This window comes from Branchiibius cervicis, assembly GCF_042661605.1.
Lineage (GTDB): Bacteria > Actinomycetota > Actinomycetes > Actinomycetales > Dermatophilaceae > Branchiibius > Branchiibius cervicis.
The window spans coordinates 22,182-41,583 of record NZ_JBHSWJ010000002.1; the positions used below are offsets into that span (position 1 = coordinate 22,182).

A 19,402-nucleotide genomic window follows, 5' to 3' on the forward strand; every position below is an offset into this window, starting at 1 on the left:
GGGCAGGAGTGCGCCGCACGGCGCCATCGCACGAACGCGGAGACCGTCATGACCGACCAGCAGCCCGACCCCCAGCAGCCGGATCCCCAGCAGGCGCAAGCGCCCCAGGCACCGCCCCCCGCCTCGCCGTACGGCAGCCCGTCGTCGGACTCCGCCGATGTCACCCAGGCAACGCCGGTCACCCCGCCGACCCAGGAGACCCCCGTCAGCAGCCCGTACGGCGCGCCCTCCTACCAGCCCCCGGGTTACCAATCGCCGCAGAGCCAGTCGGCGCCGCAGCAGCAGCCCTACGGTCAGGCGCCGCAGCAGTACGCACCCCAGCAGCCGGCGTACGGCGATGCGCAGCAGTACGCCCAACCCCCGCAGTCCGGCCAGCCGCAGCAGTACGGCCAGCCGCAGCAGTACGGCCAGCCCGAGCAGTACGCGCAGCCGCAGCAGTACGGCCAGCCCCAGCAGTACGGCCAGCCCCAGCAGTACGGCCAGCCCCAGCAATACGGCCAGCCCCAGCAGTACGGCCAGCCGTACGGCGCACCGGCCTACGGCGCGACCGGTTACGGGCAATCCACGGCCACCAAGGCGCCGGTCAGCTCGTTGGCGCGCCTGGGCGCCATCGGTGCCGCGGTCGGATCGCTGCTGGCCATCCTGGGCTCCTTCCTCAACTGGCTCACCGCCACCCTGAACATCCCGCTGTTGGCGCAGGGTGACATCGGTGTCACAGCCAATGGCGTGGGGGCGGTCGGTGTGACGTTGCCGAACAACTCGGAGATCCTTCGCGAGTTCGCGGACAACGTCACGTCGAGCGGAGGCATCACGACCGGGTGGATCGTGATCGTCATCGCGGTCGTGGTCCTGGTGTTGGCCGTGCTGGCCCTGCTGGGCAGGTTGCCGTTGCCGGGTGCGATCGCCGCCATCGCCGGCGGATTGATCATCATGGGGCTCGCCATCTTCCGGATCGCCCAGATCTCGCACTTCATCGACACCGACGAGCTGAAGAACTCCGGTGTGGCGCTGACCGTGACGTACAAGCCGGGGGTCGGCCTATGGGTCACCCTGGTCGCCGGCATCCTGATGGCCGCCGCCGGGGTGCTCGGCCTGTTGCGACGCAACTGATACCTACGCTGCCGCCGGGTCCACGCCCCGTACAGTGAGCGCGTGACCCGGAAGCTCGTGGCCCTGGACGTCGACGGCACGTTGCTGCACTTCGACGGGACGATGTCGGATGCGGTACGGCACGCCGTACGCGCCGTCGTCGACGCGGGCCATCACGTCGTCATCGCAACGGGCCGGTCCGTCATCGCGGCCACCCCGATCGCCGAGCACATCGGTCTGACCGACGGCTATGTCGTGTGCTCCAACGGGGCCGTGACGATCACGCTCGACCCGGCCGCGCCGGCCGGTTATCACGTGATCGAGACGGTCACCTTCGACCCCGGCCCGGTGCTGGGCAAGCTGCGGGACGCGTGGCCGGATGCGACCGTCGCCGTCGAGGTGCTGGGCGAGGGTTTCCTGCTCAGCGCACCGTTCCCCGAGGGGGAGCTCAACGGAGTGCAGAAGGTCGTCTCCTGGGAGGAGTTGGAGCAACACCCCACGACGCGCCTGACCTTCCGTTCCTCCAGCGGCACCGCGGAGGACTTCCTGGAACTGGCCGAGCGGCTCGGTCTGCACGAGGTCAACTACGCGGTCGGGTTCTCGGCGTGGATGGACATCAACCCCGAGGGCGTCTCGAAGGCCTCCGCCCTGGAGCAGGTACGCCGATCCCTGGGCGTCGAACCCTGCGACACCGTCGCGGTCGGAGACCACCGCAACGACCTGGAAATGCTGGAGTGGGCCGCGCGCGGGGTGGCGATGGGCCAGGCCCCGGACGAGGTGAAGGCCGTCGCCGACGAGGTCACCGGGACCATCGAGCAGGACGGTGCGGCCACCGTCCTGCGCTCGCTGTTGTGAGCCTGCACATCACGTCCGCGGCCAACCCGCGACTCAAAGCCCTCGCGACGCTGCGTCGCCGTCGCGGTCGCGAGCAGACCGGGCAAACCCTGGTCGAGGGGTACGACGAGCTGGGCCTGGCCCTGTCCGCCGGGGTGTGCCCGCAGACGCTGTTCCTCTGCCCGGACCTGATGGCGGATCCGGCGGGCCAGCAGGACGTCGTCGACACGGCCACGGCCGCGGGCGCCGAGGTCATCACCCTCAGTCGCGCTGCGTTCGAGAAGGTGGCCTATCGCGAGGGAGCGGACGGTTTCCTGGCTGTCGTCCCTGCTGTCCTGGCGCGCCCCGAGGACCTGGAACTACCGGCGCAGCCGTTACTTCTCGTGGCCGAGGCGGTCGAGAAGCCCGGCAATCTCGGTGCGATGCTGCGGACCGCCGACGCGGCGGGCGTCGATGCGTTCGTGGCTGCCGATCCGGTGACCGACTGGGGCAATCCGAATGTCGTGCGGGCCTCGAAAGGGACCGTCTTCTCCGTGCCGGTCGCCGCGGCCCCGACCACGGCGACGCTGCAGTGGTTGTCCGCACACGGCGTACGTCTGGTGGCCACTACCCCCGACACGGACACGCTGCATACGGACGTGGACCTGACCGGTCCGGTCGCGATCGCGGTGGGCACCGAGAAGACCGGGCTGACCGAAGAGGTGCTGGACGCGGCCGACGTGAAGGTCCGAATCCCCATGTCCGGCATAGTGAATTCGCTCAATGTGGCGACGTCGGCGGCGATCGTTATCTACGAAGCGGTCCGGCAGCGACGAAGCGGAGGCTGACCCCCGATTCGGTGTGGGCGATCACAGGTGGCACCATCTGAACATGCGAGTCGATCACGTTGTCTACGCAGCAGAGCCCGATGGTTTGATCGCGACGGCCAAGCGCCTCGGCGATGAGCTCGGCACCGAACCGGTCGATGGCGGTGTGCACCCCCGCTTCGGCACGCGCAACTCGATCATCCCGCTACTCGACGGCCGGTTCCTGGAGGTTGTGGAGGTCCTCGACCACCCCGCCTCGGACAAGGCGCCCTTCGGTCAGGCGGTCCGTGCCCGCTCCATCGGTGGTGGCGGTTGGATGGCGTGGGTCGTCGGCGTCGACGACATCGCGATCGCGGAGGGCTTGGTCGGCCGTACCTCCGCTCCGGGTCTGCGGCACCGCCCCGACGGGATCGAGCTCACCTGGAAGCAGTTGGGCGTGAAGGGCTTGACCAACGACGCGCAGGTGCCGTTCTTCATCCAGTGGGGCGACGGTGTCCCGCACCCGTCGACCGACGGCCCCGCCCACGCGTCGCTCAAAGGCATGGCGATCGCGGGCTCTCCGGACCGGGTTCGCGAATGGCTGGGCCTCACCGGTGAGCCGGGGGTGGACCGTGAGGACTGGGAGCCGGAGATCGTGTTCGACTTCGCGGCGCCGAAGGGCACCCCAGGTCTGATGTCGATCACCTTCGCGACGCCGAACGGCGACGTCACGATCTGAGGTCCTCGGACCTCAGTCCCCGGTGACCACCTGGTAGCCGGCCTCGTCGACGGCCGCGGCGATCAGCTCGGGGTCGACCAGATCCTCGCTGAGGATGGTGACCGGCGAGTCGCCGCCGCTGATCAGCTCGATGTGGACATCGCTGACCCCGTCGAGCGCGGTCAACTCCTCGGTGACCGCACGCACGCAGTGCTCGCACGTCATGCCCGACACCTTCACCTGCTGTTGCATTGCGTCTCCTTCAGCTTCGCACCAGCCGCGCGATGGCGGCTGAGGCTTCTTCGACCTTGGCCTGCGCGGCCTCGTCGGACTCGCGGGCGGCACCAACGACGCAGTGCCCGATGTGATCCTCCAGCAGGCCCAGGCTGACCGACTGCAACGCTTTGGTGATCGCGCTGATCTGGGTCAGGACGTCGATGCAGTAGGTGTCCTCATCGACCATGCGCTGCACGCCCCGCACCTGTCCCTCGATGCGACGCAGCCGCTTGAGGTAGTCGTCTTTGCTCCCGGTGTACCCAGCCATAGCTCAAGCCTACACTGATACCCCCTCGGGGTATACGTCAGTGGATGTCGAGGTAGGCGACCAGGTTGGGCGCCAGACCGACGTACGTCGCGGGAGTCATCGTCAGGAACCGCTCCTCGACCTCACCCGGCAGGCCGAGCCCCTTGACGAACTCGCGCAGATCCTCGCCGTTGATCCGGCGGCCGCGGGTGAGTTCCTTGAGCCGTTCGTAGGGCTGCTCCATCCCGGGCACGCCCTGGGCGCCGAGCGCGCGCATGGCCGACTGGATCGGCTCGGCGAGCACCTCCCAGTTCGCCTCGAGATCGGCCAGCATCGCATCCGGTACGGCGTCCAGACCGGCCAGCCCGCGGCTCACGTTGTCCATCGCCAGGACCGAGTGCCCGTACGCCGTGCCGACGTTGCGCTGCATCGAGGAGTCGGTCAGGTCGCGCTGCAGGCGCGACTGGACCAGCGTCGCCGAGAGGACGTCCAGCAACGCGTTGCTGACCTCGAGGTTGGCCTCGGCGTTCTCGAAGCGGATCGGGTTGACCTTGTGCGGCATGGTCGAGGAACCCACGGTGCCCTGGCCGCGGACCTGCGCGAAATAACCCATCGAGATGTAGGTCCACATGTCGGTGCACAGGTTGTGCAGGATCCGGTTGAAGCGGGCGATGTCGGAGTAGAGCTCGGCCTGCCAGTCGTGGCTCTCGATCTGGGTGGTCAGCGGGTTCCAGGTCAGGCCCAGGCCTTGGACGAAGGACTTGGAGATGCCCACCCAATCGGCGCCGGGCACCGCTTCGACATGCGCGCCGTACGTCCCCGTGGCCCCGTTGAGCTTGCCCAGGTACTCGGCGTCCTTGACCCGGCGCAGTTGGCGACCCAAGCGATGGGCCAGCACAGCCAACTCCTTGCCCATGGTCGTCGGCGTCGCCGGCTGGCCGTGGGTGTGCGCCAGCAAGGGGGTCTCGGCCAGATCCCGGGCCATGGTCGTGACTTGGTCCACCAATGCGGTGGCCTTCGGCAGCCAGACCTGTTGTGTCGCGCCCTGCACCATCAGCGCATAGGACAGGTTGTTGATGTCCTCGCTGGTGCAGCAGAAGTGGATCAATTCCGACAACCCGGCCGCGTCCGCGTCGCCCACGATCGCCGGCAGCCGACGCTTGAGGTAGTACTCGACCGCCTTCACGTCATGCACGGTTTCCCGTTCGATCTCGGCCAGCTCGGCGATGTCGTCGGCCCCGAAGTGATCGACGATGGCGCGCAGGTGGTCCTGCTCTGCGCCGGTCAGTTCGCGGACCCCGGGGACGACGTGCTCGCTGGTCAGGTGGATCAGCCACTCGATCTCGACGTGCACCCGCTGCCGGTTGAGGGCCGCCTCCGACAGGTGATCGACCAGCGGCGCCACGGCGGCGCGGTAGCGGCCGTCGAGGGCACCGAGGGCGATGGGCGGGGTGATGTCGGCCAGCGAATGCATGCCCCGATTCTCCCGTGCCCGCCCATCGCGGGGCAAAACGCGGGCTACAGGGTGAAATTGGTCGTCGGCTCCACGAGGTTGAACAACTCACCGCCCAGGCCCTGGATGGTCGCCTCCGGCCCGGCGACGGTGTCGAGCGTCATGATGATTTCTCCATCGAGCTCCTGGGCGATCTGGGCCGAGGCGTCACGCGATGCGACGTTGAAGTGCACCAGCCAGCCGACCGGTACGTCCTGCGGCGCCTGGTGCAGACCGCCGACGACCTGACCGTCCTTCTCGATGAAGAAGTAGCCGTCGGCGTCTGCTTCGCGGTAGGTGTAGCCGAAGACTGCTGCGTAGAACTCCTGGGCGGCGGTGCCGTCGTGGGTCAGCAGATCCGACCAGCCCACCGAGCCCGGCTCGTCGATGAGTTCGAAACCGTGGTGTTCCTTGCCCTGCCACACGCCGAAGACGCCGCCCTGCGGGTCCACGCACACGCTCATCGTGCCGAGGTTGCCCACATCCATGGGTTCCACGATGACCTGGCCGCCGTACTGCCGGACCGCGGCCGTCGTCGCCGCGGCGTCGTCGCTGGCCAGGTAGAGCAGCCACACGCTCGGCTGCTGGGGATCCATCTTCGGGGCCAGGCCGGCCACGGCGGCGTCGTTCTTGAAGCACATCCGATAGCCGCCGTACTGCTCGTCGCCCTCTTCGACCCGCCAGCCGAACAGTTCGCCGTAGAACGTCGCCGCGTGATGCAAGCGGCGATGCTCGGTGTCGAAGCTGATGTCGATCCAGCAGGGATAGCCGGCGGGCCAGTTCGTGTCGCGCGTGGTCATGCCCTGAGCGTACGGCGCTCGCGAAACCCCGATGCAACCTTGCGGCCAGTAGCGTTGAAGTCCGGCTCCGCAACGGGGCGGAGCCAGCGACGTCAGGAGATGCTGATGAGCACGATGAAGGCTGCGTACGTCACGGAGTTGGGTGACCGACTCACCGTCGGGGAGTACGACAAGCCCGCCCCCGGGCCCGGAGAGCTGCTCGTGAAGCTGGTTGCCTCCGGCGTCTGTCACACGGATTTGCATGCGGCGCAGGGAGATTGGCCGGTCAAACCAAGCCCGCCGTTCGTGCCCGGGCATGAAGGCGTCGGCGAGGTGGAGGCCGTCGGTGAGGGAGTCGAAGGCTTCAAGGTCGGCGACCTGGTCGGCAACGCGTGGCTGTGGTCGGCGTGCGGGCACTGCGAATACTGCCGCAGCGGCTGGGAGACCCTTTGCGAGCAGCAGAAGAACGGCGGCTACTCCGTCGATGGTTCCTTCGGTGAATACATGCTGGTGGACGCGACGTACGCCCCGCGGATCCCAGCCGGCTCGGACCCGTACGAGGTGGCGCCGGTGCTGTGCGCGGGCGTCACCGTGTACAAAGCGCTGAAGGAGACCGAGGTGCGGCCCGGGCAGTGGGTCGTCATCTCCGGGATCGGCGGTCTGGGGCACGTTGCGGTGCAGTACGCCAAGGCCATGGGCATGCGAGTCGCCGCGGTGGACATCGCCGACGACAAATTGGACCTGGCCAAGGAACACGGCGCCGAGGTCATGGTGAACGCGGCGACCGAAGACCCCATCGGTGCGATCCAGGCCCAGACCGGCGGAGCCCATGGAGTATTGGTGACCGCGGTGCACTCGGAGGCGTTCGGGCAGGCCATCGGAATGGCACGGCGCGGCGGCACCATCGTCTTCGTCGGGTTGCCCCCGGTGACTTCCCGGCGCCCATCTTCGACATCGTGCTGAAGCGCCTCACGGTCCGTGGGTCGATCGTGGGCACGCGCCAGGACATGATCGAGGCGCTGGACTTCTACTCCCGCGGCCTGATCCATCCGACGATCTCCACCCGGTCCCTGGAGGAGATCAACGACATCTTCGATGAGATGAAGGACGGTGCCATCGAGGGTCGCGTGGTCATCCGCTACTGAACGGCGGGGCGGTCACCTACTCGGCCGTCGTCACTGTCTCGGTCGCGTGCGCCCACGCCGTCCGCGGCAGTGCAGATTTCCGAGTTTCTGACGGCGGGATCAACTGATCCGGCGAGCACCGTCGGACGGCACGGCGACGAACGAAGCCGGTTCGTTGAAGTTCTCGGCCGTCGCGGCCGCCACGCACGCCTCGGCGACCGTCTCGGCCGCGTCCTGGTCGACCAGGGCGATCACGCACCCGCCGAAGCCACCGCCGGTCTGTCGGGCGCCATAAGCCCCTGCGCGCACAGCGGTTTCGGCGATCAGGTCGGTCACCGGCACGGTGATCTCGAAGTCGTCGCGCATCGAGAGGTGCGACTGGTTGAGCAACGGTCCGATCATCCGCGGGTCGGAGCCGTCGGTCAGCAACGCGGCGACCTGCTCGACACGGGCACTGTCGGTGATCACGTGCCGGGCGCGACGTAGCAACAGATCGGGCAGACCGTCCAGATCGGCCACGGTGGCGTCGCGCAGCGCCGGGACGCCCAACGCCGCGGCGGCCTCCTGGCAGGATCGCCGCCGCTCGGCGTACTCCCCGCTGACCAGAGCATGCGGCGCACGGCTGTCGATCACCAGCAGCGCCAGGCCGTGCGCGGACAGGTCGAACGGGATCTGGGTGATCTCGACCGATCGGGTGTCGATCTGCATCGCGTGCCCGGATCTCCCGCAGACAGAAGCCAACTGGTCCATCAACCCGGTGGGTGCACCGGCGATGTGGTTCTCGGCGTCCCGACCGAGGTCGGCGACCTCGGTGTCCGTCAGACTCCAACCTGCCAGATCGACCCAGGCACGCGCCGTACCGCAGGACAACGCCGCCGAGGACGAAAGCCCCGCTCCCGTGGGCACGTTGGAGGTGACGGCGATGTCCAGGCCGGGTACGTCGAATCCCCGTTGCGCGGCCGCCCAACCCACTCCGGCGGCGTAGGAGGCCCACCCCACCGACTCTCCGTCGTGCAGTTCACCGAGGTGGACGCTCGCGGACGGATCGGGTACGTCGGGGGAGTCGGTGTGCAGCCGCACGGTGTCGTCGTCACGACGGCGCGCCGCGACCCAGGTGCCTTCCGCCAGGGCGATCGGAAGCACGAATCCGCCGTTGTAGTCGGTGTGTTCGCCCATGATGTTCACCCGGCCGGGTGCGAACCACACCCCGTCCGGTGCCGCGTCGAACCGGTCGCGGAAGGTGGCCTCCAGATCATCGACCGAGCGGGGCGCTGGCGTCCGGACCGCGCTCATGCCAGGTCCCGGAGGCGCGCGGCCAGCGGCTCGGCCAGGATGTCGGCGATGAAGGCACCCTGCCCGGATTCGGAGCCGGCGAGGTACTTCAGCTTGTCCGGCCCGCGCCGGATCGAGGTGAGCTCCAGGTGCAGCCATGCCTCGTCGCGCAGTGCGGTCGTGTCGGGATTGTCCGGATCGGGCGCCGGCGCTTGCTGCCAGCCGGCGATATAGGGCAGCCGCGAGTCGTACATGCGGTCGAAGCGGCCCAGGATGTCCAGGTAGATGAGGGTGAACGCGTCGCGTTGCGCCTCGTCGAGTTCGCTCAGGTCGTGCACTCGCCGCAGCGGGTAGAGATGCACCTCCACCGGCCAGCGGGCCGCGAACGGCACGAACGCGAGCCATTCCTCGTTGCTCGCCACGGTCCGCGGCCCCGCCTGTTCGAACGCGATGAGATCGCCGAAGAGGTTCCGCCCGTGGGCTTGACGGTGGGCGGCGGCGTGCATCAACTCGGTGTACGCCCGGGGCGGAATGAACGGGTAGCCGTAGATCTGCCCGTGCGGGTGCTGCAGGGTCACCCCGATCTCGATACCCCTGTTCTCGAACGGGAAGACGTGCTTCACGACCTCGAGTTCATTGAGGTACGTCGTGCGGTCGGCCCACGCGTCCACCACCAGCCGTGCCTGGGCCGGGGTGAGCGCAGCGAAGGTGGAATTGTGATCGCTGGTGAAGCACAGGACTTCGCAGCGACCGGTCGCGGGACGGATCTGCTCGAACCCGTCGTTCTCGGTTATCACGCCCTCGATCTGCGTGGCGAAAGATGGAAAACGGTTCTCGAAGGCTACGACCTGGTACTCGGGCGAGGGGACCTCGGTCATCCGGCCATCGCGCGACGGGCACAGCGGGCACTGATCGGCCGGTGGCATGTAGGTGCGGTTCTGCCGCGCCGACGAGACGGCGATCCATTCACCGGTCAGCGGGTCATGCCGCATCTGCGACATGACGACCGACGGCTCCAAGGGCCGGCGATCGACCGACGGCACCCGGTGGGTGCCGTCGGCGTCGTACCAGATGATCTGTCGGCCGTCGGCCAGCAGCGCCTCGGTGCGCTCCACGGCGGCTTACTTGCTACTCGAGTCCTTGTCGCGACCGGCGATCTTGGCGATATTCAGCGCCACCTCGAGCAGGATCCGCACGGAGATGATGAAGAACAACAACCAGATGATGTCGGCGATGGTGTGGAACGTCGCCGAACCGCCACCCATGTTGCTGTAGCCGTTGGTGGAACCCCAGTAGTAGGTCAGGTTGCTGAGCAGGTTGAGCACCGCCCACACGATGGCGCCGAGGAAGACGATGCTGGCCAGCCTGCCGGTCAGCGACTTCTTGAACTGCAGGTCCGAGAACAGCGCGCCCAGACCGTCACCGGCGCCCTTGGCGACTTTGCCGGCATCGTTGGCGAACTGGCCGCCCACCGCTGCCGCCTGTTGACCGAAGCCCGGACCGCTCGGCTGCTGCGCCTGCTGCGGAGCGCCCTGCTGGGGGTACCCCTGCTGCGGATACCCCTGCTGGGGGTAGCCCTGACGCGGCGCGCCCTGGGGAGCGCCCTGCTGGGGATAGCCCTGTGTCGGCTGCTGGTACTGCGAGGGGCGCGGTTGACCGGGCGCCGGTTGGCCGGTTGCGGGCTGCTGCGCGGCGGCGGGCTGGGGAGCCTGCTGGTGGGTAGGGGCTTGGTACGGCGCCTGCGGCTGACCGCCGGCGGGGGTGCCGTGCGTGGTGGTCGGTTGGGTGTGCTCCGGACCGGGGTAGGACTGACCGAGACTGCCCGGCTGGGCGGGCTGCTGGGGGTCCGGGGTGTTAGGGGTATCGGAGTCGGTCATGGTCGTCTTCCTCGAAGAATCGCGTCGGGAGTGCTTCTTGTTCTCAACCTAGCCGAGGCCGCCCACACCCTCGGGTTACGCGCCGAGGGGTACGCGGCGGTCTGCCGCGCACCCGGGTGAGGCGCGGATCACACCGACCCGAATTGCACTTTGAGGCATCAAAATGCAAACGTTTTGTTCATGTCCACCCTGACGCGCCGAGACCAGACGGCACGGCGCATCACCTTCTGCGCCCAGAGTCTGGCCGTCCAGCAGGGTTACGACCACTTCACCCTCGACGAACTGGCCGAGCAGGCCGGGGTGTCCCGGCGCACGCTGTTCAACTACTTCCCGGGCAAGCTCGATGCCGTCCTCGGCGCCCGTCCCGGCCTGCCCACCGAGGCCGTCGAGAGGTTCGTGGCCGGTGGCCCGCAGGGTGAGATTCTCGGCGATCTCGGCGAACTGGTCTGCGCGCTGCTGACCGTGTGGGGACCACTCACCCGCGAGCAGTGGGCCACCATGCGAGATTGCCTCATCGCCAATCCGAGGGTGTTCAACGCGGCGATCGAACGCTTTGATGACATCGCCAAGACCATGACCGAGTTGGTCGAGCAACGCTCCGGGTTGCCGCGCGAAGAGGCGTGCGTCGCGCTGAGTGTGATCAAAGGGGTCTTCGGGAGCGCCCTGGACCAATTCGTCGAGCGCCCCGACGACCGAAGCCTCGACACCATCGTCCGTGACCACCTGCGGGTGGCCCGGTCCCTACTTTCCATCCGCTGAACCGCACTCACCGAACGAGGAACCATGGCGACTCTGCTCTACAAGCTCGGCCACGCGGCGTACCGCAAGTGGTATTACTTCCTGGCCGCCTGGATCGTGGCGCTGGTCGGGTTCGGCGCCCTGGCGGGAGCGGTTAAGCAGCCCTATCAGGACACCTTCTCCATCCCCGGCATCCCGTCGCTGCAAGCGCAGACGATGCAGCAGAAGCTCTTCCCGGGCACCGGGAACGCCGAGGACCAGGCATCGGTCACGGTCGTCGTCGCTGCGCCGAAGGGTCACACCCTGAAGGAGCCCACGTACTCCAATGCCGTGAACGACCTGATCGCGCAGTTGAAGAAGGTCCCGCAGATGCCGGCGGACGCCAAGACGCTGGTCAACCCGGTGCAGGCCTCGGCGGCGCAGTACCAGATGGCGGTGCAGGCCGCGGTCAAGCAGGGACAGCCGCAGGCGGTCGCCGAGGCCAACGCCAAGGCGCTGCTACCGCTGTCCGCCGACGGCCGGATCGGCACGATGACCTTCGACTTCGACGTCGCCAAGGTGACCGATGTGAAGCCGGCCAGCCAGGATGCGGTGCTGGACGCACTGGCCGACGCGCGCAAGAGCGGTCTGCAGGCCGAGGTCAACGGCAGCGGCATGCAGAGTTTCGATGTCGAGGGTGGCTCGGGAGAGCTGCTCGGTGTCGCGGTCGCGGCGCTGGTCCTGTTGATCACCTTCGGCTCCCTGGTCGCCGCCGGCCTGCCGATCCTGTCGGCCTTCGTCGGCGTCGGCGCAGGGACCATCGGGGTGATGATCGCCAGCAAGTTCACGACTATCAGCACCACGACTCCGATCCTGGCCACGATGATCGGTCTGGCGGTCGGGATCGACTACACCCTGTTCATCCTGTCCCGGTACCGCTCGGAACTGCGGAACACCGACGACCGCGCCCACGCGGCCGGTCTGGCGGTCGGAAAGGCCGGCTCCGCGGTGGTCTTCGCGGGCCTGACCGTATTGATCGCACTTGCCGCGCTGGCCGTCGTCGGCATCCCGTTCCTGACCACGATGGGTATGGCGGCTGCGGGCACCGTGTTCTTCGCGGTGCTGGTTGCCCTGACCCTGTTGCCGGCGATCCTCGGCATGTTGAAGTCGCATGCGTTCGGTGGCTCGTTCCGCACCCCGCACCGCGAACTCGACTCCGACGGCAAAGTCATCAACAACGGTGTCCGCTGGGCACGCTTCATCGGGAAGCGACCGGCCGTCATCGGCGGCATCATCACGCTGGTGCTGATCGTGCTGGCGGTGCCGGCCAAGGATCTGCACCTGGCGCTGCCGACCGACTCGACGGCGGCAACCAATACCACCCAGCGCAAGGCCGCCGACCTCATCACCGAGGGCTTCGGCCCCGGCCGGGCCGCGCCCCTGATCACCGTGGTCGACGCCACCGGGATCCAGGACCCCAAGGAGCGCCTCGCGGCGTTCGGCGGGGTCACCGAGTGGGCCGCGAAACAGGGTGACGTGGCCAACGCCCAGGTGATCGCGGTCAACCAGGACTCCACGGGTGCGCAGATCCTGATCACGCCCAAGTCGGGTCCTGACGACGAGGCGACGACGACGTTGCTGCAGAACCTGCGCGACGGTCAGGCAGGTATCGAATCCCAGACCAAGACCACGGTCGGCGTCACCGGGGTCACCGCCATCCAGACCGACGTCTCCGACGCCTTGACCTCGGCGTTGCCGAAGTACCTGGCGATCGTGGTCGGCCTGGCCTTCATCCTGCTGATGATGGTGTTCCGCTCCATCCTGGTCCCGCTCACCGCCACGATCGGCTTCCTGCTGTCGGTCCTCGCGACGTTCGGTGCGACGGTGATGATCTTCCAGAAGGGCGCCTTCGGGATCTTCTCCGGCGAACCGATCGTCAGCTTCCTGCCGATCATCCTGATCGGGATCGTCTTCGGCCTGGCGATGGACTATCAGGTGTTCTTGGTCAGCCGGATGCGAGAAGCCCACGTGCACGGGGCCGACGCCCATGAGTCCGTCGTCGACGGCTTCCGGCACGGTGCCCGCGTCGTGACGGCCGCGGCCTGCATCATGATCTCGGTGTTCGCGGCGTTCATGCTGCAAGGTCAGCAGTTCATCGTCTCGATGGGCTTCGCGCTCGCGGCCGCCGTCTTCTTCGACGCCTTCCTGGTCCGCATGACCCTGATCCCGGCGGCGATGTTCCTCATGGGGGAGAAGGCCTGGTGGCTGCCGAAGTGGCTGGACAAGATCCTGCCGGCGGTGGACGTCGAGGGCGAGAAGCTGCAGGCCATCAGCGGCGACTCCTCGCAGCACACGCCCAAGCACGCCGCCCACGAGGAAGCACCCGACCCGGTCTGATCGCCTGCGAACCGGCGCCGGCAGCCCTCCGATTGCGAGACAATGGAGGGGTGCCGGCGCTGATTCTTCTGTTCATCGCGGCGGCATGCGTGCTCACGACCCATGTGCTGCCGCGGTGGCGCGGTCAGGTGCGCGCGCCGGGTTCCAGCCTGTTCCTGTGGCAGGCGGTTTCGGTCGCCGCGATCCTGGCCGGCGTCCTGCTCGCCCCCGTGGCCGTGCTCGGCGTCGTCCGTGACGGCCCCGACCTACCGAATCCCGCTGCCCACCTGCCGTTGGTGCTGGTGGCCGTCGTCATCTCCGGTGTCCTGTGCGGTCGCCTGGCCGTCCGGGGCCATCGAGTGGGTACGGCGTTGCGGACCTCCCGGCGCCAACATCGCGAACTCGTCGACCTGCTCGCGGTGGATCCCGGCGGCGAGCCGCTACCCGACGTACGTCGATGGCGCGCCCTGGGCAGCCCGCCGCACTCCCTGCGCGTGCTCGCGCTCGAGACGCCGACGGCGTATTGCGTCCCCGGCCTCAGTGGCCGTGTGGTGGTCAGCGACGCGGTCGGCGAGCGGTTGGGACCGGTCGGCCTGCAGGCGGTCCTGGCGCACGAGGTGGCCCACCTACGGCAGCGGCACGACCTGATCCTGGAGTTCTTCACGGTGCTGCACACCGCCGTACCCACCGCGTTGCGCAGTGATCACGGGCTGAGTCGCGGCCGCTTGCTGGTGGAGATCCTCGCCGACCGCGGCGCCGAACAGGTTGTGGGTCGCACGCCGGTGGCCCGCGCGATCGTGTTGCTGGCGGATGCACCGCATCCCGCCGGGGCGATGGGTACCGGCGGCGCCCCGGCCGTCGCGCGTCTCGAGCGGTTGGCCGATACTCGTTCCTACACTGCCCAGACGGTGATCGTGAGCCTGGTCAGCGCGGTGCTGATCGCGCTGCCGCTGGCGGTCACCGCCTGGGCGCTGGCGGGGTACTGACCCTCACCCCTGGATGGCCCCCGCCGGTGCGGTGGCCGGGGCAACAGCGTTCCACCGGTCGAAGACGTACCTCTCGGTCTTGCCGCCCTCGGTGTGCTCGGCGCGCATCAGATGTCCCGAGCCGTCGGCGGCGATGATCCCCGTGGTCTGGCTGTCGGCGATCCGCCAAGCCGGCACACCGTTCTCGGAAACGGTGGTCAGTTTCATCTTCGTGGTCTTGGCGTCGCTGAAGTCGCTTTCCATCTCATCGAAGAGGCTCTTGAGGGTCAGATCGCTGAAGCTCTGGGCGGCGGTCGAGGGAACCACCACCCATTTACCGGCGTAGGTCGAGCCCTTGGTGTTGCCCGAGGACTTGTAGTACGCGGCGTCCCCGTTCACGTATTCCTTGCCGTCGACCACGACGAACTGCACCACACCGCCGTCGGTGGCGGAGCTGTTGGAGATCGAGCCGCGCTGGTTCTTGCCGTCGACGGTTCCGGCCAGCTCGATCTTGATCGTGTCCTTGCCATCGAGATCCTCGGCGACCACGTGCGCGCTCTTGACCTGCGCGAAGCCGGCGTTCATCTGGCGCACGGCACCCTGCACGGTGGGAGTTGCCGCGGCGGCGCTGGTGGTCGACGTCGGGCTGGCGGAGGAGGTGGAGCTTCCGGTCGTCGTACTCGCACCGGCGGAGTTGCTGCCGGTCGTGCTGACCGTGGTGGTGCCGCCGCAGGCGGCCAGCGCAAGGGCCAGGCCAGCAGCAGCGACGGACAGGGTGGTTCGGGTGACGTGACGGGTCATCCGGTCATGGTAGGTGCTGGTCGCGCTCAGGTCGTCACCGCATTCGACGGGGCATCGACCGTGGGTGCCGAGTCCCACTGGTCGAACGTGTAGGCCTGGGTGTTCAGCAGGCCCTTGTTGGATGCGCGCAGCAGCCGGCCGCTGCCGTCGGCAGCCACCAGGATCGTGGTCTGGGCGTTGGCTGCCTGCCAGATCTTCTTCCCGTCGCGGCTCGACTCGGTGACGGTCAGGCCGCGGCTCTCACTCCTGGACAGGTTGGAGTTCAGGTCGCTGAAGATGGTTCGCAACGTGAAGTCCCGGGTGGTCGATGCGGCACTGGCTGCCGGGATCGACAACCAGCGTCCGGCGACTTGCTTGGCCCGGGAGCTCGGCACCCCGGAGTATCGGTAGTACGCCTCGTTGCCGTTCACGTAGACGCGCGCGTCGACCGTGCGGATCTCCGCCTTGACGTTGTCCTTGTTGATGGTGAGCACGGTGCGTTGGTTGCTGCCGTCCACGGTGCCGGAGACGTCCAGCGTCCGCGTTTCGTCGTTCTTGGTGTATGTCGCGACCAGGTGAGCGCTCTTGGCGGTGGTGAAGTTCGCGGCGATCTGGCGGGTGAGGTCCTCGGCGGTGGGCAAGCCGCCGGTACTCGACGCGCTGCTACCGGGGGTGGTGCTTTGTGTCGGGCTTGCTGAAGGCGTAGGGCTGGCTGGAGGCGTCGAGCTGGTGGCGCCCGAGGGCAGCGTCAGATGGATCGATGACGCACAACCGGTCAGGCTCAGCGCCAACGCGCACGAAGCGGCGATTCGGGCAAGACGAGGTCGTGCGATGCTCACCTGTCTGATCGTAGGTGCGACCCGGGACGCAATGCCTCCGCAAGAGCGTCGGTCAGGACGCGGGCCTGCCCCCAGGTGCACACCACGGCCGGGTGTCGCAGGGCGGCGGGGGTGGGCCAGCCCAGCTCGACGGCGATCGCTTCCGGATTCTGCTCCAGGCAATGGGCCAGCCACGCCCAGACCCGAGGATCACTGCTGGCCCGGCGCCCGACGATCACCGCTGGTCCGCTCGGCGGCACAGTCTGATCGAGCGCATCGACGGCGACGTCGGTACTCGAGCCGAGGGCCAATTGACCCCAGACCGTCTCTCCGACAGCGGGGTTCGTGCCGCTGGTGATGCGGAGGACCGTGACCGGGCCGGGCGCAAGGTGGGGCGCGTCGGACACGACCCGGTCGGCGACGGCTCGTGCTCGAGCGCGTCCGGTGGCGATGGTGGCCGGATCGGGCATGGCCGCGCCGGTCCATCGCTGCCGCAGTGCGCCGACGCGCTGCGCTGCGTCGAGCAGCCGGTTGGCCGCGAGACTGCCGTCACGGACCGCGGCTTCGATGGCCTGCACGCACTCGAGCAGTACCGTCGGCGTCGGTCCGAGAAGCGGGCCCAGGCACAGTAGATCCGCTCCGGCGACGAGGGATTCGACGGCAGCGGCCGGGATTCCGCGACCCTGGCTGGCACCGGCCATATCGAGCGCGTCGGTGACGATGACCCCGTCGTAGCCCAGTTCGTCGCGCAGCAGCTCGGTGAGGACCCGGTGGCTCAGGGTCGCGGGGCGGCCGGGATCGAGGGCCTGCAACACAACGTGCGAGGTCATGATGGCCGGCGCTTGTGACGCGATGGCCATCCGGAACGGCAGGAGCTCGCGCTCGCGCAGGGTTGCCGCGTCGGCTGTCACCGTGGGCAGTGACACGTGGGAGTCGGTCGCGGTGTCGCCGTGGCCGGGGAAGTGTTTGAGACAGCCGGCGACACCCGCGTCGGCGAGGCCGGTGAGATAGGCCACCGTGTGCCGCCCGACCAGCTCCGCGTCCGCACCGAAGCTGCGGGTGCCGATCACCGGGTTGCGCCAGTTGCTGTTGACATCGGCCACCGGCGCGAGGTTGAACCACACTCCCGCATCGCGCAATTCGGTACCGACGGCGGCGGCGACCACGCGCGTGGCGTCCTCGTCGTCGACCCGACCGAGGGCGGCGTTGCCCGGGTAGGGGCTACCGTCGAGAGCGTGCAGCCGGGTGACGTCCCCGCCCTCCTCGTCCAAGGTGAGTACGGCGTCCGGAGCCAGGGCGCGTACCTCGCGTCCCAGCGCCGCGAGTGAGGATCCTTCGGCGATGTTGTTGCCGTAGAGGCAGATTCCGCCGAGCCCGGCCTCGTAGGCGGCGGGTAGCCAAGCCGGGATCGAGGTGCCGTCGAACGCGGCGAGCAGGACGCCGTACGCCGCGCGTTTGATGTCGGCGCTCATCAACCCTTCACCGCACCCGACACCAGGCCCGAGGCCATCTTGTTCTGCACGATCATGAAGAACACGATCACCGGCACCGCGACCAGGGTCGCCCCTGCCATGACGGCCGGCCAGTCGACGGCCTGGTTGGACACGCTGGACAGTCCGCGCAGCCACAGCGGCAGGGTCCGGTTGTTGGGGTCCATCACCACGACGGCCAGGGTGTATTCGTTCCAGGCCTGCAGGAATCCGTAGACGCTGCAGGCGACCAGGCCCGGCGCGAGCAGCGGGAAGGTCACCCGGAAGAACGCGCCGATGCGGCTGCACCCGTCGACCATCGCGGCTTCCTCGAGCTCCAGCGGCACGCCATCGACGAATCCGCGCAGCATCCAGATGGTGAAGGGCAGGATCATCGCGGTGTAGAGCAGCGCCAGGCCGAAGGCGGTGTTGTAGAGGTTCCAGTCGGCCAGCATCTTGTACTGGGAGATGAACAACGCCTCCGGCGGGATCATCTGCACGGCGAGCACGATCAGGATGAAGGAGATGCGGCCCCGGAAGCGGAACCGGGAGATCGCCACCGCGGCGATGAAGGCGCAGATCACCGCTGCGACGATCGCCATGAGGGTCACGATCAGCGACAGTTTCAGCGAGGCCAGGAAGTCCGCACCGAAAACCCTGCTGTAGGCGGAGAAGTCGAAGCTGGGGAAGAAGGCCGGCGTCGTGCCGCGCAGCTTCTCGATCGGTTGCAGCGAGCTGTTGACGATCCAGTAGACCGGGAAGACCCACAGGACCGCGAGCAGGATGGCGACGGTGTTCCAGCCGCGGGTGCGCATTGCCTTGGATTTCATGCCTGAGCCTCCTTCAGCAACGAGCGGATGTAACCCGAGCTGATGATCAGCGTCATCAACAGCACCAGCAGGGCCAACGCCGAGGCGACGCCGTAGTTGCTGTTACCGACGCCGAGTTGGTAGATGAACGTGCCGAGCAGGTTGGTCTCACTGACGGTTCCGCCGACGCCCTGCAAGTAGTTGATCTGGGCGAAAACCCTCAGGTCCCAAACGATCTGGAGCAGAACCACGATCGAGATCACCGGTCGGATGGTGGGGTAGATGATGTAGCGGAGTCGTTGCAGACCGCTGGCTCCATCGAGCGCGGAGGCCTCCAGCATCTCGTCGGAGACCTGGGTGAGGGCCGCGTAGAGGGTGAACACCACGAAGGGCACGCTCATCCAGACCACGATCACGGTGGCCACGAAGAAGAAGGACAGCGGATTGATCAGCCAGTTGTGCTGGTCGAAACCGGAGAACCCCAGGTGAACCAGTGTCCAGTTGATGACGCCGTAGGAGGTGTCAAAGAGCCACTGCCACACGGTCATTGCTGCGATGACGGGCATCGCCCAAGCCAGCAGGAGGCAAACCTGCAGGATGATCCGCGGCACGGTCGAGATGCGGGTCATCAGCAGTGCGATGGCGGTCGCGATGAGCATCGTGACGATGACATTGACGGCGCAGAAGGCCAGGGACCGGATGACCACGGCCCATACGTCGGGATCGGTGAAGACGGCCTTGAAGTTGTCGACCCCGTTAAAGGTGGCCGGCTGTCCGAACTGTTGGGCGCGGCCGTAGTGCTGGAACGCCATGATGCACTGGCGCACTAGCGGGATGCCCAGTCCGATGGCCAGCACGACGATGGCGGGAAGCAGTAACAACCAGGGACCCAGTGACCGACTGACCCATTGGCGCCGTACCTTCTTGGGCTGTTGGCCCGTCACGGTCACGGGTTCGTTGATGAGGATCGTCATG

19 protein-coding genes and 1 pseudogene are annotated in these 19,402 nt (G+C 67.8%); 8 read left to right on the forward strand and 12 right to left on the reverse strand.

Annotation, left to right across the window (positions count from 1 at the left end):
- The first annotated feature begins 48 nt into the window (after positions 1 to 48).
- Genes ACFQBT_RS00335 through ACFQBT_RS00350 form a run of 4 tightly spaced genes read left to right on the forward strand, consistent with a single transcriptional unit; the run spans position 49 to position 3,447 of the window.
- On the forward strand, positions 49 to 1,110 hold the full coding sequence (locus ACFQBT_RS00335; protein WP_377819830.1) for a hypothetical protein: 1,062 nt from the start codon (positions 49 to 51) through the stop codon (positions 1,108 to 1,110).
- Positions 1,111 to 1,152: 42 nt separating this feature from the next.
- Positions 1,153 to 1,944, forward strand: coding sequence for an HAD family hydrolase (locus ACFQBT_RS00340; protein WP_377819831.1), 792 nt, complete (start codon positions 1,153 to 1,155; stop codon positions 1,942 to 1,944).
- Positions 1,941 to 2,750, forward strand: a complete 810-nt coding sequence (locus ACFQBT_RS00345; RefSeq protein WP_377819832.1) for a TrmH family RNA methyltransferase — start codon at positions 1,941 to 1,943, stop codon at positions 2,748 to 2,750. Before ACFQBT_RS00340 ends, ACFQBT_RS00345 begins: the two co-directional genes overlap by 4 nt.
- 43 nt (positions 2,751 to 2,793) lie before the next feature.
- Positions 2,794 to 3,447 carry a VOC family protein gene (locus ACFQBT_RS00350; protein ID WP_377819833.1) on the forward strand — a complete coding sequence of 218 codons (654 nt, stop codon included), beginning with the start codon at positions 2,794 to 2,796 and terminating at the stop codon, positions 3,445 to 3,447.
- Positions 3,448 to 3,459: 12 nt separating this feature from the next.
- On the opposite strand, the gene ACFQBT_RS00355 is transcribed toward ACFQBT_RS00350, so the two are convergent.
- Genes ACFQBT_RS00355 through ACFQBT_RS00370 form a run of 4 tightly spaced genes read right to left on the reverse strand, consistent with a single transcriptional unit; the run spans position 3,460 to position 6,241 of the window.
- Positions 3,460 to 3,678: a heavy-metal-associated domain-containing protein gene (locus tag ACFQBT_RS00355; RefSeq protein ID WP_377819834.1), complete on the reverse strand. Its 219-nt coding sequence runs from the start codon at positions 3,676 to 3,678 to the stop codon at positions 3,460 to 3,462.
- Between the two features lie 10 nt (positions 3,679 to 3,688).
- Complete coding sequence (locus ACFQBT_RS00360; RefSeq protein ID WP_377819835.1) at positions 3,689 to 3,970, reverse strand: metal-sensitive transcriptional regulator; 282 nt, start codon at positions 3,968 to 3,970, stop codon at positions 3,689 to 3,691.
- A 37-nt stretch (positions 3,971 to 4,007) separates the two neighbouring features.
- Positions 4,008 to 5,423 carry an adenylosuccinate lyase gene (gene purB / locus ACFQBT_RS00365; protein WP_377819836.1) on the reverse strand — a complete coding sequence of 472 codons (1,416 nt, stop codon included), beginning with the start codon at positions 5,421 to 5,423 and terminating at the stop codon, positions 4,008 to 4,010.
- Positions 5,424 to 5,467: 44 nt separating this feature from the next.
- Positions 5,468 to 6,241: a VOC family protein gene (locus ACFQBT_RS00370; RefSeq protein WP_377819837.1), complete on the reverse strand. Its 774-nt coding sequence runs from the start codon at positions 6,239 to 6,241 to the stop codon at positions 5,468 to 5,470.
- A gap of 105 nt (positions 6,242 to 6,346) precedes the next feature.
- Between ACFQBT_RS00370 and adhP the strand changes: the two are divergent.
- A pseudogene (gene adhP, locus ACFQBT_RS00375) lies at positions 6,347 to 7,365 on the forward strand (alcohol dehydrogenase AdhP).
- A gap of 99 nt (positions 7,366 to 7,464) precedes the next feature.
- Here adhP and galK read toward each other — a convergent pair.
- Genes galK through ACFQBT_RS00390 form a run of 3 tightly spaced genes read right to left on the reverse strand, consistent with a single transcriptional unit; the run spans position 7,465 to position 10,493 of the window.
- Positions 7,465 to 8,637, reverse strand: coding sequence for a galactokinase (galK, locus tag ACFQBT_RS00380; RefSeq protein WP_377819838.1), 1,173 nt, complete (start codon positions 8,635 to 8,637; stop codon positions 7,465 to 7,467).
- The gene (gene galT / locus ACFQBT_RS00385; RefSeq protein ID WP_377819839.1) at positions 8,634 to 9,731 is read right to left on the reverse strand and encodes a galactose-1-phosphate uridylyltransferase; all 1,098 of its coding nucleotides are present in this window, start codon (positions 9,729 to 9,731) and stop codon (positions 8,634 to 8,636) included. The genes galK and galT overlap by 4 nt, the downstream gene beginning before the upstream one ends.
- A gap of 6 nt (positions 9,732 to 9,737) precedes the next feature.
- A complete protein-coding gene (locus ACFQBT_RS00390) occupies positions 9,738 to 10,493 on the reverse strand; it encodes a DUF4282 domain-containing protein (protein ID WP_377819840.1) in 756 nt (251 codons plus the stop codon).
- Between the two features lie 180 nt (positions 10,494 to 10,673).
- Here ACFQBT_RS00390 and ACFQBT_RS00395 point away from each other — a divergent pair, with 180 nt between their 5' ends.
- The 3 genes from ACFQBT_RS00395 to ACFQBT_RS00405 are packed head-to-tail and all read left to right on the forward strand — an operon-like array spanning position 10,674 to position 14,572.
- Positions 10,674 to 11,252, forward strand: coding sequence for a TetR/AcrR family transcriptional regulator (locus ACFQBT_RS00395; RefSeq protein ID WP_377819841.1), 579 nt, complete (start codon positions 10,674 to 10,676; stop codon positions 11,250 to 11,252).
- A gap of 24 nt (positions 11,253 to 11,276) precedes the next feature.
- Positions 11,277 to 13,607, forward strand: coding sequence for an MMPL family transporter (locus ACFQBT_RS00400; protein ID WP_377819842.1), 2,331 nt, complete (start codon positions 11,277 to 11,279; stop codon positions 13,605 to 13,607).
- 50 nt (positions 13,608 to 13,657) lie between these two features.
- Positions 13,658 to 14,572, forward strand: a complete 915-nt coding sequence (locus tag ACFQBT_RS00405; RefSeq protein ID WP_377819843.1) for a M56 family metallopeptidase — start codon at positions 13,658 to 13,660, stop codon at positions 14,570 to 14,572.
- Positions 14,573 to 14,575: 3 nt separating this feature from the next.
- Here the strand turns inward: ACFQBT_RS00405 and ACFQBT_RS00410 are convergent, their stop codons facing one another.
- The 5 genes from ACFQBT_RS00410 to ACFQBT_RS00430 are packed head-to-tail and all read right to left on the reverse strand — an operon-like array spanning position 14,576 to position 19,401.
- Positions 14,576 to 15,352, reverse strand: a complete 777-nt coding sequence (locus tag ACFQBT_RS00410; RefSeq protein ID WP_377819844.1) for a hypothetical protein — start codon at positions 15,350 to 15,352, stop codon at positions 14,576 to 14,578.
- A gap of 26 nt (positions 15,353 to 15,378) precedes the next feature.
- Positions 15,379 to 16,170 carry a hypothetical protein gene (locus ACFQBT_RS00415; RefSeq protein ID WP_377819845.1) on the reverse strand — a complete coding sequence of 264 codons (792 nt, stop codon included), beginning with the start codon at positions 16,168 to 16,170 and terminating at the stop codon, positions 15,379 to 15,381.
- The gene (locus tag ACFQBT_RS00420) at positions 16,167 to 17,621 is read right to left on the reverse strand and encodes a glycoside hydrolase family 3 protein (protein ID WP_377819846.1); all 1,455 of its coding nucleotides are present in this window, start codon (positions 17,619 to 17,621) and stop codon (positions 16,167 to 16,169) included. The genes ACFQBT_RS00415 and ACFQBT_RS00420 overlap by 4 nt, the downstream gene beginning before the upstream one ends.
- The gene (locus tag ACFQBT_RS00425) at positions 17,621 to 18,448 is read right to left on the reverse strand and encodes a carbohydrate ABC transporter permease (protein ID WP_377819847.1); all 828 of its coding nucleotides are present in this window, start codon (positions 18,446 to 18,448) and stop codon (positions 17,621 to 17,623) included. The genes ACFQBT_RS00420 and ACFQBT_RS00425 overlap by 1 nt, the downstream gene beginning before the upstream one ends.
- A complete protein-coding gene (locus ACFQBT_RS00430; protein WP_377819849.1) occupies positions 18,445 to 19,401 on the reverse strand; it encodes a carbohydrate ABC transporter permease in 957 nt (318 codons plus the stop codon). Before ACFQBT_RS00430 ends, ACFQBT_RS00425 begins: the two co-directional genes overlap by 4 nt.
- Between the last annotated feature and the right edge of the window lies 1 nt (position 19,402).